At 57.7% G+C, this 17,226-nt stretch carries 18 protein-coding genes; 13 read left to right on the plus strand and 5 right to left on the minus strand.

The window, feature by feature from the left end:
- Positions 1–81 precede the first annotated feature (81 nt).
- The 6 genes from rpmI (at position 82) to Q0O19_RS04745 (ending at position 5,042) form a co-directional block, all read left to right on the plus strand.
- Positions 82–285 carry a 50S ribosomal protein L35 gene (gene rpmI, locus Q0O19_RS04720; RefSeq protein WP_019428895.1) on the plus strand — a complete coding sequence of 68 codons (204 nt, stop codon included), beginning with the start codon at positions 82–84 and terminating at the stop codon, positions 283–285.
- A gap of 25 nt (positions 286–310) precedes the next feature.
- Entirely contained in the window at positions 311–673 is a 363-nt protein-coding gene (gene rplT, locus Q0O19_RS04725; RefSeq protein ID WP_295520529.1) for a 50S ribosomal protein L20, read from the plus strand.
- Positions 674–797: 124 nt separating this feature from the next.
- A complete protein-coding gene (gene pheS / locus Q0O19_RS04730; protein ID WP_295520583.1) occupies positions 798–1,835 on the plus strand; it encodes a phenylalanine--tRNA ligase subunit alpha in 1,038 nt (345 codons plus the stop codon).
- A 34-nt stretch (positions 1,836–1,869) separates the two neighbouring features.
- Positions 1,870–4,302, plus strand: a complete 2,433-nt coding sequence (pheT, locus tag Q0O19_RS04735) for a phenylalanine--tRNA ligase subunit beta (protein WP_295520531.1) — start codon at positions 1,870–1,872, stop codon at positions 4,300–4,302.
- 30 nt (positions 4,303–4,332) lie between these two features.
- Positions 4,333–4,683 carry an integration host factor subunit alpha gene (locus tag Q0O19_RS04740; protein ID WP_295520532.1) on the plus strand — a complete coding sequence of 117 codons (351 nt, stop codon included), beginning with the start codon at positions 4,333–4,335 and terminating at the stop codon, positions 4,681–4,683.
- Positions 4,684–4,706: 23 nt separating this feature from the next.
- Complete coding sequence (locus Q0O19_RS04745; protein ID WP_295520534.1) at positions 4,707–5,042, plus strand: DUF1840 domain-containing protein; 336 nt, start codon at positions 4,707–4,709, stop codon at positions 5,040–5,042.
- Between the two features lie 9 nt (positions 5,043–5,051).
- Here Q0O19_RS04745 and Q0O19_RS04750 read toward each other — a convergent pair whose 3' ends face one another.
- Both Q0O19_RS04750 and Q0O19_RS04755 read right to left on the minus strand, forming a co-directional pair.
- Complete coding sequence (locus tag Q0O19_RS04750) at positions 5,052–5,534, minus strand: DUF192 domain-containing protein (protein ID WP_295520535.1); 483 nt, start codon at positions 5,532–5,534, stop codon at positions 5,052–5,054.
- A gap of 61 nt (positions 5,535–5,595) precedes the next feature.
- On the minus strand, positions 5,596–5,913 hold the full coding sequence (locus Q0O19_RS04755) for a cold-shock protein (protein WP_295520537.1): 318 nt from the start codon (positions 5,911–5,913) through the stop codon (positions 5,596–5,598).
- 100 nt (positions 5,914–6,013) lie between these two features.
- Here Q0O19_RS04755 and clpS point away from each other — a divergent pair, with 100 nt between their 5' ends.
- Together clpS and clpA are read left to right on the plus strand one after the other, a co-directional pair.
- The gene (gene clpS / locus Q0O19_RS04760) at positions 6,014–6,373 is read left to right on the plus strand and encodes an ATP-dependent Clp protease adapter ClpS (RefSeq protein WP_295520538.1); all 360 of its coding nucleotides are present in this window, start codon (positions 6,014–6,016) and stop codon (positions 6,371–6,373) included.
- Between the two features lie 57 nt (positions 6,374–6,430).
- The gene (gene clpA / locus Q0O19_RS04765; RefSeq protein WP_295520540.1) at positions 6,431–8,770 is read left to right on the plus strand and encodes an ATP-dependent Clp protease ATP-binding subunit ClpA; all 2,340 of its coding nucleotides are present in this window, start codon (positions 6,431–6,433) and stop codon (positions 8,768–8,770) included.
- Between the two features lie 94 nt (positions 8,771–8,864).
- On the opposite strand, the gene Q0O19_RS04770 is transcribed toward clpA, so the two are convergent.
- Entirely contained in the window at positions 8,865–9,839 is a 975-nt protein-coding gene (locus Q0O19_RS04770; RefSeq protein ID WP_295520542.1) for an NADPH:quinone oxidoreductase family protein, read from the minus strand.
- A gap of 153 nt (positions 9,840–9,992) precedes the next feature.
- On the opposite strand from Q0O19_RS04770, the gene surE reads away from it, so the two are divergent.
- The 4 genes from surE to rlmD are packed head-to-tail and all read left to right on the plus strand — an operon-like array spanning position 9,993 to position 13,988.
- Positions 9,993–10,769 carry a 5'/3'-nucleotidase SurE gene (surE, locus tag Q0O19_RS04775; RefSeq protein ID WP_295520543.1) on the plus strand — a complete coding sequence of 259 codons (777 nt, stop codon included), beginning with the start codon at positions 9,993–9,995 and terminating at the stop codon, positions 10,767–10,769.
- Positions 10,766–11,599, plus strand: coding sequence for a protein-L-isoaspartate(D-aspartate) O-methyltransferase (locus Q0O19_RS04780; protein ID WP_295520544.1), 834 nt, complete (start codon positions 10,766–10,768; stop codon positions 11,597–11,599). The genes surE and Q0O19_RS04780 overlap by 4 nt, the downstream gene beginning before the upstream one ends.
- A 14-nt stretch (positions 11,600–11,613) precedes the next feature.
- On the plus strand, positions 11,614–12,492 hold the full coding sequence (locus tag Q0O19_RS04785; protein WP_295520546.1) for a peptidoglycan DD-metalloendopeptidase family protein: 879 nt from the start codon (positions 11,614–11,616) through the stop codon (positions 12,490–12,492).
- A 59-nt stretch (positions 12,493–12,551) separates the two neighbouring features.
- Positions 12,552–13,988 (plus strand): 23S rRNA (uracil(1939)-C(5))-methyltransferase RlmD, encoded by a 1,437-nt coding sequence (gene rlmD, locus Q0O19_RS04790; protein WP_295520548.1) that lies wholly within the window; start codon positions 12,552–12,554, stop codon positions 13,986–13,988.
- A gap of 97 nt (positions 13,989–14,085) precedes the next feature.
- Here rlmD and Q0O19_RS04795 read toward each other — a convergent pair whose 3' ends face one another.
- Positions 14,086–14,778, minus strand: a complete 693-nt coding sequence (locus tag Q0O19_RS04795; RefSeq protein ID WP_295520549.1) for a Bax inhibitor-1/YccA family protein — start codon at positions 14,776–14,778, stop codon at positions 14,086–14,088.
- Between the two features lie 190 nt (positions 14,779–14,968).
- Between Q0O19_RS04795 and Q0O19_RS04800 the strand changes: the two genes are divergently transcribed.
- Positions 14,969–15,376, plus strand: a complete 408-nt coding sequence (locus tag Q0O19_RS04800; protein WP_295520551.1) for a heme-binding protein — start codon at positions 14,969–14,971, stop codon at positions 15,374–15,376.
- A gap of 110 nt (positions 15,377–15,486) precedes the next feature.
- Here Q0O19_RS04800 and ilvD read toward each other — a convergent pair whose 3' ends face one another.
- Entirely contained in the window at positions 15,487–17,190 is a 1,704-nt protein-coding gene (ilvD, locus tag Q0O19_RS04805) for a dihydroxy-acid dehydratase (protein WP_295520552.1), read from the minus strand.
- Positions 17,191–17,226 lie beyond the last annotated feature (36 nt).

The following is a 17,226-nucleotide window of genomic DNA, read 5'->3' on the forward strand; positions in this document are numbered from 1 at the left end:
TTTTGTTAAAAGTGGCTCGGGGCCAACAAGGCTGCAAATTTTTTGCAGACGCCTCACGAGCACAATTAAAGGAGCATGAATATGCCCAAGATGAAGACCAAAAGCAGTGCTAAAAAGCGCTTCCGTGTTCGTCCCGGTGGAACCGTTAAACGCGGCCAAGCCTTCAAACGTCACATCCTGACCAAGAAAACCACCAAAAACAAGCGCCATCTTCGCGGTGCAGTGGCTGTGCATGAGACCAATATGGGTCACATCGCTCAAATGCTGCCCATGGCTGGCCTGTAATCACTGACGAACAAGGAGAATAAATATGCCTCGCGTTAAACGTGGTGTAACGGCACGCGCCCGTCACAAGAAAGTCTTGGCCCTTGCAAAAGGTTTCCGCGGTCGCCGCGGCAATGTCTTCCGCATCGCCAAACAGGCGGTGATGAAGGCTGGCCAATACGCTTACCGTGACCGCCGCACCAAAAAGCGTGTGTTCCGTCAGTTGTGGATTGCCCGTATCAACGCCGCTGCGCGTGAATGTGGCATCACCTACAGCCAGTTCGCCAACGGCCTTAAAAAGGCGGCCATTGAAATCGACCGTAAGATGCTGGCGGATATCGCCGTGCACGACAAGGCCGCTTTTGCTGGCATCGTGAACCAAGTCAAGGCCAAACTGGCTGCGGCTTGAGTCCATGAGTGACACAGGCCCTCGGGTCTGTGCCACGCACTCGATCAAAGGGATTGAGGCTCGCAACAGCTTCAATCCCTTTTTTATTCCACAAAACACAGATCAACCACAGACCTCCAACACCATGATTGAGCTGGACACCCTGGTCGAATCCGCCCGCCACAGTTTCGCGCAGGCACTGACACCTGCTGACCTCGAAAATGCGAAAGCCCAATTTTTGGGCAAAGCCGGCCGCATCACCGAACTGATGAAGGGCATGGCCGCTCTGAGCGTGGAAAACAAGAAAACCCAAGGCGCGGCCATCAATTTGGCCAAACAATCCATTGAACTTGCGCTGAACGATCGCCGCCAAGCCCTGGCCGATGCCGAGTTGCAAGCGCAACTCAAGGCCGAGGCGCTCGATGTGACTTTGCCAGGCCGCAATGCTGATGTGGGCGGCTTGCACCCTGTTTCTCTCACCCTTGAACGCGTGGAGCAAATTTTTGGATCTATGGGTTTTGAAGTGGCCCAAGGCCCCGAGATCGAGACCGACTGGTTCAACTTCACTGCGCTGAACACGCCCGAAGACCACCCCGCCCGTTCGATGCACGACACCTTTTACGTCGAAGGCGGTCATCTGCTGCGCACGCACACCAGCCCCATGCAAATTCGCCATGCGGTGCAGCACGTCAAGCGCTACAAAAATCAACTCGACGCCGGCCAAGGCATGCCCGAGATTCGCGTCATTGCGCCAGGCCGCACCTACCGCGTGGACAGCGACGCCACCCACTCGCCCATGTTCCACCAGTGCGAGGGCCTGTGGATTGGCGAAAATGTGAGCTTCAAGGACCTGAAGGTCGTGGTCACTGATTTTTGCCGCACCTTTTTCGAAAGTGACGATCTGGTGTTGCGTTTTCGCCCCAGCTTCTTCCCCTTCACCGAGCCCAGCGCCGAGATCGACATCCAGTTCCAAACGGGCCCTTTGGCCGGTCGCTGGCTCGAAGTGGGCGGCTCCGGCCAGGTCCACCCGAACGTGGTGCAAAACATGGGCTTGGACCCCGAACGCTTCATCGGTTTTGCCTTTGGCATGGGCATGGACCGGTTCACCATGTTGCGTTATGGCGTGAACGACCTGCGCCTGTTCTTTGATGGCGATGTGCGCTTCCTGAGCCAGTTCCAGTAATTCCCTCCCAAGTCCGATACACGAGACACGAGTCATGCAATTTCCTGAATCCTGGTTGCGCGAGTTCTGCAACCCGTCCTTGACAACACAGCAGCTGGCCGACACCCTGACCATGGCCGGTCTCGAAGTAGAAGCACTCGAGCCTGTGGCCCCACCGTTCACAAAAATTGTGGTTGGTGAGATCAAGGAAGCCGTTCAGCACCCCAACGCCGATCGGCTGCGCGTCTGCCAGGTGGACGTGGGACATGGCAGCCTGTTGAACATCGTGTGTGGCGCACCCAACGCGCGCACAGGCATCCGCGTGCCTTGCGCGCTGGTCGGGGCCGAATTGCCCCCGAGCGAAGACGGCAAGCCTTTTGTGATCAAGCTTGGCAAGCTTCGCGGCGTTGAAAGCCAGGGCATGTTGTGCTCGGCCAAAGAACTGAAGATCGCCGATGACCATGGTGGTCTGCTGGAGTTGCCCGCAGACGCCCCATTGGGTCAGGACATCCGTCGGTATTTGAATCTGGACGACACCCTGATGACGCTCAAGCTCACGCCCAATCTTGCGCACTGCTTGAGCGTTTACGGCATCGCCCGAGAGGTGTCGGCGCTGACCGGTGCACCTTTGAAGGCTCCGACTTTTCCTTCTTTAAACACCCAAATCAGCGACAAGCTGGCAGTGAAGGTGCACGCAACGGATCTGTGCGGGCGGTTCAGCGGTCGTGTGGTCAAGGGCGTGAACACCAAGGCTCAAACTCCACAGTGGATGGTGGACCGCCTGGCCCGTTGCGGCCAACGCAGCGTGAGCCCCTTGGTAGACATTTCCAACTACGTGATGTTCGAGTTCGGCCGACCTTCCCATATTTTTGACCTCGACAAGATTCAAGGCGGCCTGCAGGTGCGCTGGGGCCAAGCAGGTGAGTCGCTCAAACTGCTCAACGGCAACACCGTGACCGTGGACGACAAGGTGGGCGTGATCGCCGATGACAGCCAGGTGGAGTCGTTGGCGGGGATCATGGGTGGCGACGCCACCGCCGTGTCCGACGACACCCAAAACATCTACATCGAAGCGGCCTTTTGGTGGCCCACCGCCATTGCAGGCCGTTCGCGCCGCTACAACTTCTCAACCGATGCCGGTCACCGTTTTGAGCGGGGTGTGGACCCGCAATTGACGGTGGAACACATCGAGCGCATCACCCAGTTGGTGCTCGACATTTGTGCCACGCCTCAAACCAAGGTAGGCCCCATCGACGACCAAACACTGAACATCCCAGCCATCACCCCGGTCACGCTGCGTGTGGCCCGTGCGGTCAAGGTCATCGGCATGCCCTTGACCCAGCAGCAGTGCGCCGATGCCCTGCGCGGGCTGGGTCTGCAAGTGGCGGAAGGTGAGGGCACTGTCACCGTGACGCCGCCGAGCTTCCGGTTCGACTTGCAGATCGAAGAGGATCTGATTGAGGAAGTCGCCCGCATGGTGGGCTACAACAACCTGCCGACCACTCCGCCCCTGGCGCCGATCACGGCCAAGGTGCGTCTCGAAACACAGCGCAGCCCGTCCGCTGTGCGCCGCGACATTGCCGCTTTGGGTTACCAGGAAACCATCAACTACAGCTTTGTCGAAGACAGCTGGGAGCGCGATCTGGCGGGCAATGCCAACCCGATTCGCCTGCTCAACCCGATTGCCAGTCAGATGAGCGTGATGCGCTCAAGCTTGATCGGCTCGCTGCTGCAGGTGGTCAAGTTCAATGCCGACCGCAAAGCCGACCGCGTTCGCGTGTTCGAACTGGGCCGTGTTTTTTTGCGCAATGCCGCTTCGCAAAGCACTGACACCACCGTGGAGGGCTTCGATCAGCCCATGCGCGTGGCCGGCATGGCCTGGGGCCCGGTAGAGCCCCTGGGCTGGCAGGGCAAGGCACGCCATGTCGATTTTCACGACGTCAAAGCCGATGTGGAAAAACTGCTGGCCCCAAGTCAGGCAGAGTTTGTGGCTGCAGAACACCCCGCACTGCACCCTGGCCGCTCGGCGCAGGTGCTGCTCGATGGCGCGGTGATTGGCCATGTGGGCGAGTTGCATCCTCGTTGGCGTCAAACCTGGGAGTTGCCCACAGCGCCTGTGGTGTTCGAGTTGTCTCTGGACGCCGTCACAGCCCGGGTGGTTCCTGTGGCCCACAACGTGGCCAAGCAGCAAGCGGTCGAACGCGACATTGCCGTGATCGTGGCCGAATCGGTCACCCATGCGCAGCTGATGCAGGTGATCTACGCCGCACCGACCAATGGCCTGCTTCAAAGTGCTGTGCTGTTTGACATTTACCGCCCCAAGGCCGAGGCCCAAGGTGGCGCATTGTCCGCGGGCGAGAAGAGTCTTGCCGTGCGCCTGACGTTGGGCAACGGCGAATCCTCTTTATCCGAAGCACAAATCGATGCCGTGATGACTGCGGTCGTGTCGCACCTCACGCAACAGCTGTCGGCGCGTTTGCGCGGCTGATGAGCACCCCCATCGCTCACGGAGACGCCCATGCAGATCAGTTTTGAATCGTTGGAAACGCCAGCACTGACCAAAGCGCATCTGGCAGAACTGCTTTTTGAGCAGATCGGTCTCAACAAACGCGAATCCAAGGACATGGTGGATGCGTTTTTCGATTTGGTCATTGACAGCTTGATTGCCGGGGAAGATGTCAAAATTTCTGGTTTTGGCAATTTTCAGATCCGCACCAAGGCCGCCCGTCCTGGCCGCAATCCCCGGACGGGAGAATTGATTCCGATTGATGCACGTCGTGTCGCGACCTTTCATGCCAGCCATAAACTCAAGGCCTTGATCCAGGGCGATACCGACGAAGACGAAGGTGTTGAGACGGTGGGCCGCTGAATCCTCAACGATTGGAGCCCTTTATGCTGTTCAAGTTCAAATCACAAGCCGCCAGTGACCTCATCATGCTGGAGGGAGATGCCCGCCGCTTGTTGAAAATCATGCTGGGCAATGACCCGGTCAAAGGCATTGTTCAAAGCCAAGATTTGGAAGTCTGCATCGCTGCATTGGAGTCAGCCGTTGTGAGGGATAAGCAGGCTCGGCAATCGCGTTCCGATCAGAAAAATGCCCCTGGCTATGAGGGCAACGATGACCACGCGGTCTTGAGTGTGGTGACTTTGTCTCAGCGGGCTGAGCCGATGCTCAAAATGCTCAAACGCTGCAAGGCTGAAGACGCTGACCTGGTTTGGGGCGTTTGAGCCCAAGTCTCACCTTGCGAAGGGTGCCCCGCTCAATTTGTAGCCCGCTTTGATTTGTCGTTTGGCAAACCAGCCTGCATTCATCTCCAACACAAATCGAACTGGCTTTTCAGAGCAGTGCGAGTCATCGCTTTGGGGTTTCATGTCGGCAATGTTGACAATGGAGCCGTCATCCGCCACAAAGGCTGCCGACAAGGGAATCAGGGTGTTGCGCATCCAAAAGCACTGGGGGGCGGCTTGCTCGAATACAAACAGCATGCCTTCGTGTTGGGGCATTTCTTTGCGCCACATCAGTCCAATTTGCCGCTGCTCAGGCGTTTGAGCCAACTGAACGTCCAGCATGTGCATGCCAGCGCTCAGCTTGGTTCTGGGCAGTTGAAGTTGGGGTGCGGGTTGAGCCAGGCTGGACCAGGCCAAAAAGGCCAACACCCCAGCCAAGATGGCATGCGCACTGCGCCGGGGCAAATACTTCATTCTGACGAGGGAAATCATGGTCTGGAACTCATCTTGGCCGGTGGTCAAGCCTAGAGGATAACGTCAGAACCCCCCAAAGCTAGGGGACTGCCTTTGGCGGCTCAGCAATCGGCGTCATATTTTGCAAAGCGTGGTCGCTTTCTCCGCGGATGTTCGCCGCCATCAGCCCTTTGGCGCCCTCGGTCAACTCAAAGCTGACCCGGGCACCTTCTTTCAGACTTTTGAAGCCTTCAGATTGGATGGCGGAAAAATGTGCGAAAGCATCGGGCCCGCCCCCATCGGGTTGGATGAAACCAAAGCCTTTGGCATCGTTGAACCATTTGACCGTACCACTGGGCATACGATGTCTCCATGAATTGTGGTGTTCAGTTTGAAGTGGTGTCATCAATTTTGTCAATGTGAGGTTTTCCCCGATCCTCCGTGTTTTTGACCGTTGTCAAGCAGGACTTTTGTTATTGTTGTGCCGAGATGGTCCAAAGCCTCGATAGAATGAAATCATGGCAACGAAAAAACCGACAAATCCACCGCTGCCGACCGTGACCCCCCGTTCGCCCGATGGCGGTGATTCGGTGGTGCTCGAGAGACGCGCACAAAAGATTGAACCGCCCCAGATGTACCAGGTGGCGATGCTCAACGATGACTACACCCCCATGGAGTTCGTGGTGATGGTGATTCAGGAATTTTTCAACAAAGACCGCGAAGCGGCCACTCAAATTATGCTCAAGATCCATCTGGACGGCAAAGGCGTTTGCGGGGTCTACTCCCGCGATGTTGCAGCCACCAAGGTGGATCAGGTGCTGGATGCTGCCAAGCAAGCAGGTCACCCCCTGCAATGTGTCAGTGAACCCATTGAATAGTGGTTTTTTCACCCCACCTCTTATGAACATCTCTCAGCAAGGCAAAAAGGAAATCACATGATTGCCCAAGAATTAGAAGTCAGTTTGCACATGGCCTTTGTTGAAGCCCGTCAGCAACGCCACGAATTCATCACTGTCGAACACCTGTTGTTGGCTTTGCTGGACAACCCCAGCGCGGCCGAAGTGCTACGTGCCTGTGCCGCCAACATTGACGACCTGCGCAAAGCCTTGGGCAATTTCATCAAGGACAACACGCCCCAGGTGGCGGGTACCGAAGAGGTCGACACACAACCCACTTTGGGTTTTCAACGTGTGATTCAACGCGCCATCATGCACGTGCAGTCCACTGGCAGTGGCAAGAAAGAAGTCAATGGCGCCAATGTCTTGGTGGCCATTTTTGGCGAAAAAGACTCGCATGCGGTGTACTACCTTCACCAGCAGGGCATCACCCGCTTGGATGTGGTGAACTTCATTGCCCACGGCATTCGCAAAAGCGATCCGCCCGAAGCCGCCAAATCTGCAGAAAACCCCTCCAGCAGTGAGGGCGAAGAGGGCAGCAGCGGGGGTGAGCGCAATGAAAAATCGTCTCCGTTGGAGCAGTACACCAACAACCTGAACCAAGCCGCCAAGGAAGGCAAGATCGACCCGCTTATCGGCCGCGAATACGAGGTTGAACGCACCATCCAGATTTTGTGCCGCCGCCGCAAAAACAACCCGCTTTTGGTCGGAGAAGCCGGTGTGGGCAAGACAGCGATTGCCGAGGGCTTGGCTTGGCGCATCACCCAAGGCACTGTGCCCGAGATCCTGGCAGAAGCCACGGTGTATTCACTTGACATGGGTGCTTTGCTCGCCGGTACCAAGTACCGTGGCGACTTTGAGCAACGCCTCAAAGGCGTGCTCAAGTCCCTCAAGGACAAGCCCAACGGCATTTTGTTCATCGATGAAATCCACACCTTGATCGGTGCGGGTGCTGCTTCTGGCGGAACCCTCGATGCATCCAACTTGCTCAAACCCGCCCTGTCCAGCGGCCAGCTCAAGTGCATTGGTGCAACCACCTTCACCGAATACCGTGGCATCTTTGAAAAAGACGCTGCGTTGAGCCGCCGCTTCCAGAAAGTGGACGTGGTCGAACCCACCGTGTCTGAGACGGTGGACATCCTCAAAGGCCTCAAGAGCCGTTTCGAAGACCACCACAGCGTCAAATACACCATTGCAGCTTTGCAAGCTGCAGCGGAGCTGTCGGCCAAGTTCATCAACGACCGCCAGTTGCCCGACAAGGCCATTGATGTGATCGACGAAGCCGGTGCCGCTCAACGCATCCAGGTTGCCTCCAAGCGCAAAAAGACCATTGGCAAAACCGAAATCGAAGACATCGTCGCCAAGATCGCACGCATCCCGCCGGCCAATGTCTCCAACGACGACCGCAGCAAACTGCAAACCATCGAACGCGACCTCAAATCCGTGGTGTTTGGTCAGGACAAAGCCCTGGAAGTGTTGGCCTCGGCGGTCAAAATGGCCCGCTCAGGCTTGGGCAAAACCGACAAACCCATTGGTTCCTTTTTGTTCTCGGGCCCCACGGGTGTCGGCAAGACCGAAGCGGCCAAGCAGCTGGCCTACATTTTGGGCATCGAGCTCCTGCGCTTTGACATGTCAGAGTACATGGAACGCCATGCCGTGAGCCGTTTGATCGGTGCGCCTCCTGGCTATGTGGGTTTTGACCAAGGCGGTTTGTTGACCGAAGCCGTGACCAAGAAGCCCCATTGTGTGCTGCTGCTTGACGAAATCGAGAAAGCCCACCCTGACATCTTCAATGTATTGCTTCAGGTCATGGACCACGGCACTTTGACAGACAACAATGGACGCAAGGCCGACTTCCGCAACGTGATCATGATCATGACCACCAACGCGGGTGCCGAGACCATGAACAAAGCGACCATCGGCTTCACCAACCCCCGGGTTGCCGGGGACGAGATGATCGACATCAAGCGCTTGTTCACACCCGAGTTCCGCAACCGCCTGGACGCCATCGTCAGCTTCAAACCGCTGGACGAGCAAATCATCTTGCGCGTGGTCGACAAGTTTTTGTTGCAGTTGGAAACCCAGTTGGGCGAAAAAAAGGTCGAGGTCACTTTCACCGATGCTTTGCGCAAGTTCTTGGGCAAGAAGGGCTTCGACCCGCTGATGGGCGCACGCCCGATGCAGCGCCTGATTCAGGACACGATCCGCAAGGCCTTGGCCGACGAGTTGTTGTTTGGTCGCTTGACCGAAGGCGGCCGCCTCACGGTGGACATGGACGACAAGAACGAGGTCTTGCTGGACATCACGCCCAACCCCAAGAAGGAAAGCCGCGCATCGCGCTCGGAGCCCGCAGAGCCGGAAGAGGCCACGGCAAACTGATCTGCTTGCGGCTCAGGCTTGAGTCCAATCCCAAAAGAGGCCTTCGCAGGCCTCTTTTTTCATGGGGTGTGGAGAAACAGGGGCTTGCGCGCTGTCAATTGACCATCACCAATTTGCCCTTGACGCTACGCGAACCCATGAGGGTGTAAGCCGCTTTCAAGTCGCTCATGGGCAAGGTGCGGTCAATGACGGGTTTGATTTGGCCTTGGCCGTACCACTGCGCCAACTCAGCCATCATGGCGGCATTGGCCTGGGGCTCGCGCCGGGCGAAATCGCCCCAAAAGACACCCACCACGGATGCGCCTTTGAGCAAGGGCAAGTTCAAGGGCAGTGCAGGAATGGGGCCACCCGCAAAACCGACCACCAGATAGCGCCCACGCCAAGCGATGGATCGGAAGGCCGGCTCGGCCAGGTCGCCGCCTACAGGGTCATACACCACATCAGGCCCGCGGCCTTCGGTCAATGTTTTCAGGGCTTCGCGCAGGTTTTCTGTGCTGTAGTTGACGGTGGCGTCAGCCCCCAAACTTTTGCACAACGCACATTTTTCGTCTGTCGATGCCGCAGCAATCACTTTGGCCCCCATAGCCTTGGCGATTTGGATCGCCGCTGTGCCCACCCCACCGGCAGCGCCCAAGACCAACACGGTTTCACCGGCTTTCAAAGCCGCTCTGTCAACCAGTGCATGGTGCGATGTGGCGTAAGTCATGATGAAAGCCGCCCCATCGACCGCCGAAAAACCAGCGGGCAAAGGCATGCACAATTTTGCTGGAGCCAGGGTGTGGGTGCCAAAACCACCGGTCCCCGAGAGGCAGGCCACGGTTTGACCGATTTTCAGGTGGGTGACCCCTTCGCCAAGGGCTTGCACCACACCCGCGTACTCGGAGCCCGGCACAAAGGGCAACTCGGGCTTCATTTGGTATTTGTTTTGAACGATGAGCAGATCAGGAAAGTTCAAGCTCGCCGCCTGGATTTGAATCAGCACTTGCCCTGGTGCCGGGGCTGGGGTAGGCCATTCTTTCCATTTGAGGGCATCCACCCCGGTGGGGTTCTCGCAAAGCCAAGCGTGCATGTTTTTTTCTCCTTGAATCGATCGGTAGCAGTGTGGCATTTTGGGTCTGCCCCTTTGTGCCCAGATGTCCCCCGAGCGACGAAGGTATGCCCTCCCATCGCACGGTTTTTACAAGGTCAGACCCCTACAATCATGGCTAAGACAGGGATACCCATGAAAATTCTCATTTCGAACGACGATGGTTTTCGCGCCGAGGGCATTGTGGCCCTTCACGCGGCGCTCAAAAGCCTGGCAGATGTAGAGGTGGAAGTCGTGGCCCCCGAGCACAACAACAGCGCCAAGTCCAATGCCTTGACCTTGCACACCCCTTTGTACGTCCACCGCGCTGACAACGGTTTTCGATATGTCAATGGCACCCCGGCCGATTGTGTCCACATCGCGCTGACGGGTTTGTTGGGCTATCGCCCCGATTTGGTGATTTCTGGCATCAACAACGGCGCCAATATGGGTGACGACACCCTGTATTCAGGCACGGTGGGTGCTGCCATGGAAGGCTATTTGTTTGGTATTCCAGCCATTGCGGTCTCGCAAATCGACAAAGGTTGGGGCCATCTGGATTCTGCAGCTGCAAAGATCACAGAGATGGTGCACCACATGCGTGAAGGCGCTTTGGTGGGCGCCAAGCCTTGGCTCTTGAACATCAACATTCCGAATTTGCCTTTGGCCCAGATCAAAGCGCCCAAACTGTGCCGCTTAGGTCGTCGCCATGCTGCTGAGCCTGTCATCACCCAAGTGGACCCCCGCGGTCAAACCATGTACTGGATTGGCAATGCCGGTGCGGCCATGGACGACAGCGCGGGCACCGATTTCCATGCCGCGAATTTGGGCCATGTGGTGGTCACGCCCCTGAAGGTCGATTTGACGGAACACGCTCATTTGGACCAGTGGGCACAATCTTTGGCTGGCTTGGTGCCCGCAAACCACGCATGACCCAACGCCCCGGTTTCCCGGTCAAGCTGTCTCAAACCACCGCGTCCAACCCTGCCCGCAAAACGGGAGTGGGCGACACAGGGCGCATCGCCCCCTCGCGGCCACCCAGCTTGAACCCCAGTCAGACCGCGGCCAAAGCCGCCAGCGCAGTGCTGCCTCGTCTTGACTCCACAGTGACCGGCTTGGGTTTGGACTCGGTCGCTGTGCGTGCCCGCATGGTGCGCAAGCTGGCTGAGCAGGGGGTGCAAGACCCGCGTGTGCTGGAAGCCATGGGCCAAGTCGAGCGCCACCGTTTTGTAGAAAGCGCGTTGGTCAACCAAGCTTACGAGGACACCAGTTTGCCCATTGGTTTAGGCCAAACGATCTCCAAACCCAATGTGGTGGCCAGAATGGTCGAACTCCTTTGCCAAGGCAAGCCGGGCAAATTGGGCCGGGTTTTGGAAATCGGCACGGGTTGCGGTTACCAGGCTGCCGTGCTCAGCCATGTGGCTGGCGAGGTGTACAGCATCGAACGCCTGCGTGGCTTGCATGAAAAGGCCAGAACCCATTTGCGACCGTTCAGGCTGCACAACGTTCATTTGATATTTGGTGATGGCATGCTGGGCTACCCCAAGGGCGCACCCTATGCGGGCATCATCTCTGCGGCCGGTGGAGAGGCCGTACCCGATGCATGGCTGGAACAACTGGCTGTGGGAGGCCGTTTGATTGCGCCCACCATCACACCCTCTGGCCATCAGGCGCTGGTGGTGATTTTGAAAACCTCAGAAGGTTTTGAGCGTCAAGTGCTCGAAGCTGTTCATTTTGTCCCCCTAAAATCGGGCGTCGCCTGAACACCTGAAAACCGATGATCACTTTGATTCACTTTCGCCCCCTGGTTTTGACGGCATTGACCGTGGCGTTCTTGTCCGCCTGCTCGTCTTCCGTGCGTGTGCTTGCGCCCGTGGAAGACCGCACACCTGCGGGACGTACACCCACGGTCAACGCCAGTCCCGTGCCTGCGGCGCCAGTCGAGGTCGCCAAACCCATGTCAGGCAGCGACACCGTGGTCAAACCAGGTTTTTACATGGTACAAAAAGGCGACACCCTGACCCGCATTGGCTTGGACCACGGCCAAAGTTGGCGTGATTTGGCGCGCTGGAACCAATTGAGCAACCCCGATGCGATTGAAGTGGGCCAGGTTTTGCGTGTGTCGCCTCCCGGGGGCGCGGTGGAGACAGCGGGGGTGGTGGTTCGTCCGATTGCCCAGACCGCAAGTTCATCTGTCATTGTGAACGCCCCCAAACCAGAGCCCGCCACAGCGGTCAACACACCCACGTCCAACACCTCTGCGGCAGCCACACCCAGTCCAAACGATGAGGGTCTTGGCTTCATTTGGCCCGCCAATGGCACTTTGATCGCTGGTTTTGACGAAGCGAAGAACAAAGGATTGGACATCGCAGGAAAAGCAGGCGACGCCATCGTGGCTGCGGCTGATGGCCAAGTTGTCTACGCCGGTGCAGGCCTTCGGGGTTACGGCAATTTGATCATCCTCAAACACAACAACACTTTTTTGACGGCCTATGCCCACAACCAGGCTTTGCTGGTTAAAGAAGACCAAAAAGTGCGCAAGGGCCAAAAGATTGCAGAAATGGGCAAATCCGACAGCGATCGCGTCAAACTGCACTTCGAGGTGCGCCGACAAGGCAAACCGGTCGATCCGGCCAAACTGTTGCCTGCGCGTTGAAGCGCGCATCGCCCGCTGGACCGGCCAAGAACAGACGCGCATCCTGAGACAATCGGGGTATGAGCGATCCTGACATTTCCCTATCCCAAGCCCACGCCGACGAACCCAGTCACTCCAGCGCCGACCTGCCCGAAGGTTGGTTGCGTGTCGGCTCCCTGGACATGGATGCCCAAGGCATTGCTCGCCGACCTGACGGCAAAGTGGTGTTCATCGAAGGCGCCTTGCCCTTCGAGTTGGTGTCGGTCAACGTGCACCGCAAAAAAAACAACTGGGAGCAGGGCACGGTGACCCAGGTTCATCACGAGTCCCCCCAACGCGTGCGCCCGGGCTGCCCCCATTTCGGTTTGCATGCCGGGTCTTGCGGGGGCTGCAAAATGCAGCACCTGGAAGCTTCGGCCCAAGTGGCCATCAAACAAAGGGTGCTTGAAGACAACCTCTGGCACTTGGGCAAGGTCAAGCCCGAGACCTTGCTGCGCCCCATCGAAGGGCCCACCTGGGGCTACCGTTACCGGGCCCGCCTGTCGGTGCGCTATGTGCTCAAAAAAGGCGAAGTGCTGATCGGTTTTCATGAGCGCAAAAGCCGTTATATCGCTGACATGAAAGTCTGTCCGGTCCTGCCGCCTCACGTCAGCCGCATGCTCTTGCCTTTGCGAGCGCTGATTGGCCAGATGGCTGCCCGTGAAACCCTGCCCCAGCTGGAGCTGGCTTGCGGCGACTCGGTCACGGCCCTCGTCCTGCGCCACATGGCGCCTTTGAGTGATGAGGACAAAGCCCTGCTCAGGGCCTTTGCGGCCGAACACCAGGTCCAATGGTGGTTGCAGCCCAAAGGTCCGGACACAGTGCAATTGTTGGACGAGGGGGGGGCGCAGCTCAGTTACGGATTGCCCGACTTTGGCATCACCATGCCTTTCAGGCCCACCGACTTTACCCAAGTCAATCCCTTCATCAACCGGGTGCTGGTGGCCCGAGCGCTGCGCCTGCTGCAAGCCCAAAAAACCGAGCGGGTGATCGACTGGTTTTGTGGCTTGGGCAATTTCACTTTGCCGATCGCCACGCAAGCGGCCGAGGTGCTGGGCATTGAAGGTGCCGAGACCTTGGTGGCGCGTTCTCGTGACAACCATGCACGCAACCAGTCTGATCGGCCCAAGGGGCAGGCTTTGGCCCCGACACAGTTTGTGGCGCGCAATTTGTTCGAGATGACCCCACAAATGCTGGTAGCCGATGGCACCGCCGACAAATGGCTGGTGGACCCGCCCCGCGAAGGCGCTTTTGCCCTGTGCAAGGCGCTGGCCGAGCTGAATGAAAACCAAGACCTTCGCCAAGGCTGGACAGCGCCCAAGCGCATTGTGTATGTGAGTTGCAACCCCGCCACGCTGGCCCGGGACGCGGGGATTTTGGTCCACCGTGCCGGCTACCGCTGCACCGCCGCAGGGGTGATCAACATGTTTGCGCACACGGCGCATGTGGAAAGCATGGCCGTGTTCGAGTTGGCCTGAAGCGGCAGGTCCATTTCGGGGCGTCTGCAAGGCGATCACAGCCGAAAAAAAGGCTCCCGAAGGAGCCTCGATGGCGCAAGGGAAGAGCCTAAAGCCTTCAGTCTTTTTCGCCGCCCATAATGCCCAGCAAGGCCAGCAGACTTTGGAACACGTTGAAGATGTCCATGTACAAAGCCAAAGTGGCGCTGATGTAGTTGGTCTCGCCTCCGTCGATGATTTGCTTCAAGTCGTACAGCATGTAAGCGCTGAAAATGCCGATGGCCATGACCGAGATCACCATCATGCCCACGGTGGAGCCGACAAACACGTTGATGATGCCGCCGATCATGATGGCCAATGCGCCCACCATCAACCACTTGGACATGCCCGACAGGTCACGTTTGATGGTGCTGGCCAAGCTGGCCATGACAAAAAACACGCCCGCAGTGCCTGCGAAGGCGGTCATGATCAGCTCAGACCCATTCTTAAAGCCCAACACCATGGCGATCATGCGCGAAAGCATAAGGCCCATGAAGAAGGTGAATGCCAACAGAACCGGAACACCGGCCGCAGAGTTTTTGGTCTTTTCAATGGCGAACATGAAACCAAGAGCACCGGCTATAAATACGATCAGGCCAACGCCACCAGAAAGGGAGCGGGTGATGCCGGTGGCCACGCCCAGCCAAGCGCCCAAAACAGTGGGCAGCAAGCTCAGTGCGAGCAGCCAATAGGTGTTGCGCAGCACACGGTTGCGTGCAGCAGTGTCCACATGGCCCCAGCCTGTGGAATTGAGAGTTTGAAGGTCGCTCATGAGAATCTCCTGTCATGCCTGGTTAAAGGTGATGCCATTGTAGGGTCAGCGTCATTGCGACGAATAGGGGCCTGTGATTTCCGTCTGGCGATGGGGTTATAGGGTTGTAACAGTTTTGCATTGAAGTGCGCAATCGACGGGACGTACCCGTGTATGCTCCATTTCTTTATTGATCAGACGGAGTTTTTAGATGCAAACACAATCCACCCTCGAGTTGTCCGATGTGAAAGCCATTGCGGCAGCGGCCGAAGCCGAAGCCCTGAAAAACAACTGGGCTGTGAGCATCGCCATCGTCGATGCTGGCGGACATTTGTTGCACTTTGCCCGTTTAGACGGCGCTGCGCCCGTGTCCTCGCACATCGCGCCCGCCAAAGCCCACACCGCAGCCTTGGGCCGTCGCGAGACCAAGGTTTATGAAGACGTGATCAATGGCGGCCGGACGTCCTTTTTGTCCGCTCCGACCATCGAAGGCTTGCTCGAAGGGGGTGTGCCGATCATGAAAGGCGGTTTCTGCTTGGGTGCCGTGGGCGTGAGCGGCGTCAAATCGACAGAAGACGCCCAAATCGCAAAAGCCGGTATTTCAGCGATCGGTTTGTAATCGTTCAGGTTTTTTGGCAGCTTTGGCTTGAGCCAGTTACCATGCCAAAAACCGAAAACCGACAAAAAAGCCGCTCACAAGCGGCTTTTTTGCTGGGGGCTGGTATCCCATCAGTACAGGTCCAGCACAGCGCCTTTGCTGGCACTCGATGCGTTGAAAGCAAACTTGGCCTGCACGCCACGTGTGTAACGGGGCTCAGGCGCTTTCCAGCCTTCGCGGCGTTTGGCCAATTCAGCTTCGGGCACGTTCAACTCCAGCACCAGTTTGTGCGCGTCGATGGTGATGCTGTCGCCTTCATTCACAAAAGCGATGGTGCCGCCTGCTGCCGCTTCGGGTGCGACGTGCCCCACCACCATGCCCCAGGTGCCTCCCGAGAAACGGCCGTCGGTGATTAGACCCACGCTTTCACCCAGACCTGCGCCAATCAGCGCACCGGTGGGGGCCAGCATTTCGGGCATGCCGGGACCGCCTTTGGGGCCGAGATAGCGCAAAACCATCACGTCCCCAGCCTTGATCTTGCCCGCCAAAATGGCTTCGAGAGCCGATTGCTCGTCGTCGAACACGCGGGCTGGGCCGGTGATCACGGGGTTTTTCAGGCCGGTGATTTTGGCCACAGCGCCTTCGGGTGAGAGGTTGCCCTTGAGGATGGCCAGGTGGCCTTCGGCGTACATGGGTTGGTCGATGGGACGAATCACGTCTTGATCGGCGCGTGGCACATCGGGCACGTCTTTCAGGTTCTCGGCGATGGTCTTGCCGGTGATGGTCATGCAGTCGCCATGCAGCAAACCCGCTGTCAGCAAGGTTTTCATGACTTGCGGGATGCCCCCCGCTTGATGCAGGTCAACGGCCAGGTACTTGCCGCTGGGCTTCAGGTCACAAATGACGGGTATTTTCTTGCGCATGCGCTCGAAGTCGTCAATCGTCCATTCCACGCCCGCGGCGTGGGCAATGGCCAAAAAGTGCAGCACAGCGTTGGTCGAACCGCCGGTGGCCATGATCACGGCCACGGCGTTTTCAATCGCCTCCTTGGTCACGATATCGCGGGGCTTGAGGTCTTTTTTGATGGCTTCGATCAAGACCTTGGCAGACTCTTTGGCAGAGTTTTGCGTTTCATCGTGCGGGTTGGCCATGGTGGACGAGTAGGGCAGGGACATGCCTAAAGCCTCGAACGCCGACGACATGGTGTTGGCGGTGTACATGCCGCCGCAAGAACCCGTGCCGGGAATGGCACGCTTTTCAATTTCTTTGAGGTCAAAATCGCTGAGTTTGCCCGCAGCGTTTTCCCCCACCGCTTCGAACACGCTGACAATGTTCAGGTCTTTGCCTTGGTAGCGGCCCGGCAAAATGGTGCCCCCGTAGACGTAAATAGCGGGCACATTGGCACGCAACATGCCCATCATGCCGCCGGGCATATTTTTGTCGCACCCGCCAACCACCAAAACGCCATCCATCCATTGACCCCCCACGCAGGTTTCAATGCAATCGGAGATGACTTCTCGGCTGACCAGCGAATATTTCATCCCCTCGGTGCCCATGGCCATACCGTCGGAAATGGTGGGGGTGCCAAACACCTGCGCATTGCCGCCGGCTTCTTCGATGCCTTCGATGGCAGCATCGGCTAATTTTTGCAAACCGCTGTTGCAGGGTGTGATGGTGCTGTGGCCGTTGGCCACGCCCACCATGGGTTTGACAAAATCGCCCTCTTCATAGCCCATCGCGTAGTACATCGAGCGGTTGGGGGCGCGTGATTTGCCCTGCGTGATGTTGGCGCTGCGGCGGTTAATGGGGGTGATCGGGATGATTTTGTCGCTCATGGTGGTGTCCTGACGAGGCCAAGTGAATGTGTTTTG

It is taken from the genome of Limnohabitans sp. Rim8 (genome assembly GCF_945869175.1).
GTDB lineage: Bacteria > Pseudomonadota > Gammaproteobacteria > Burkholderiales > Burkholderiaceae_C > Limnohabitans_A.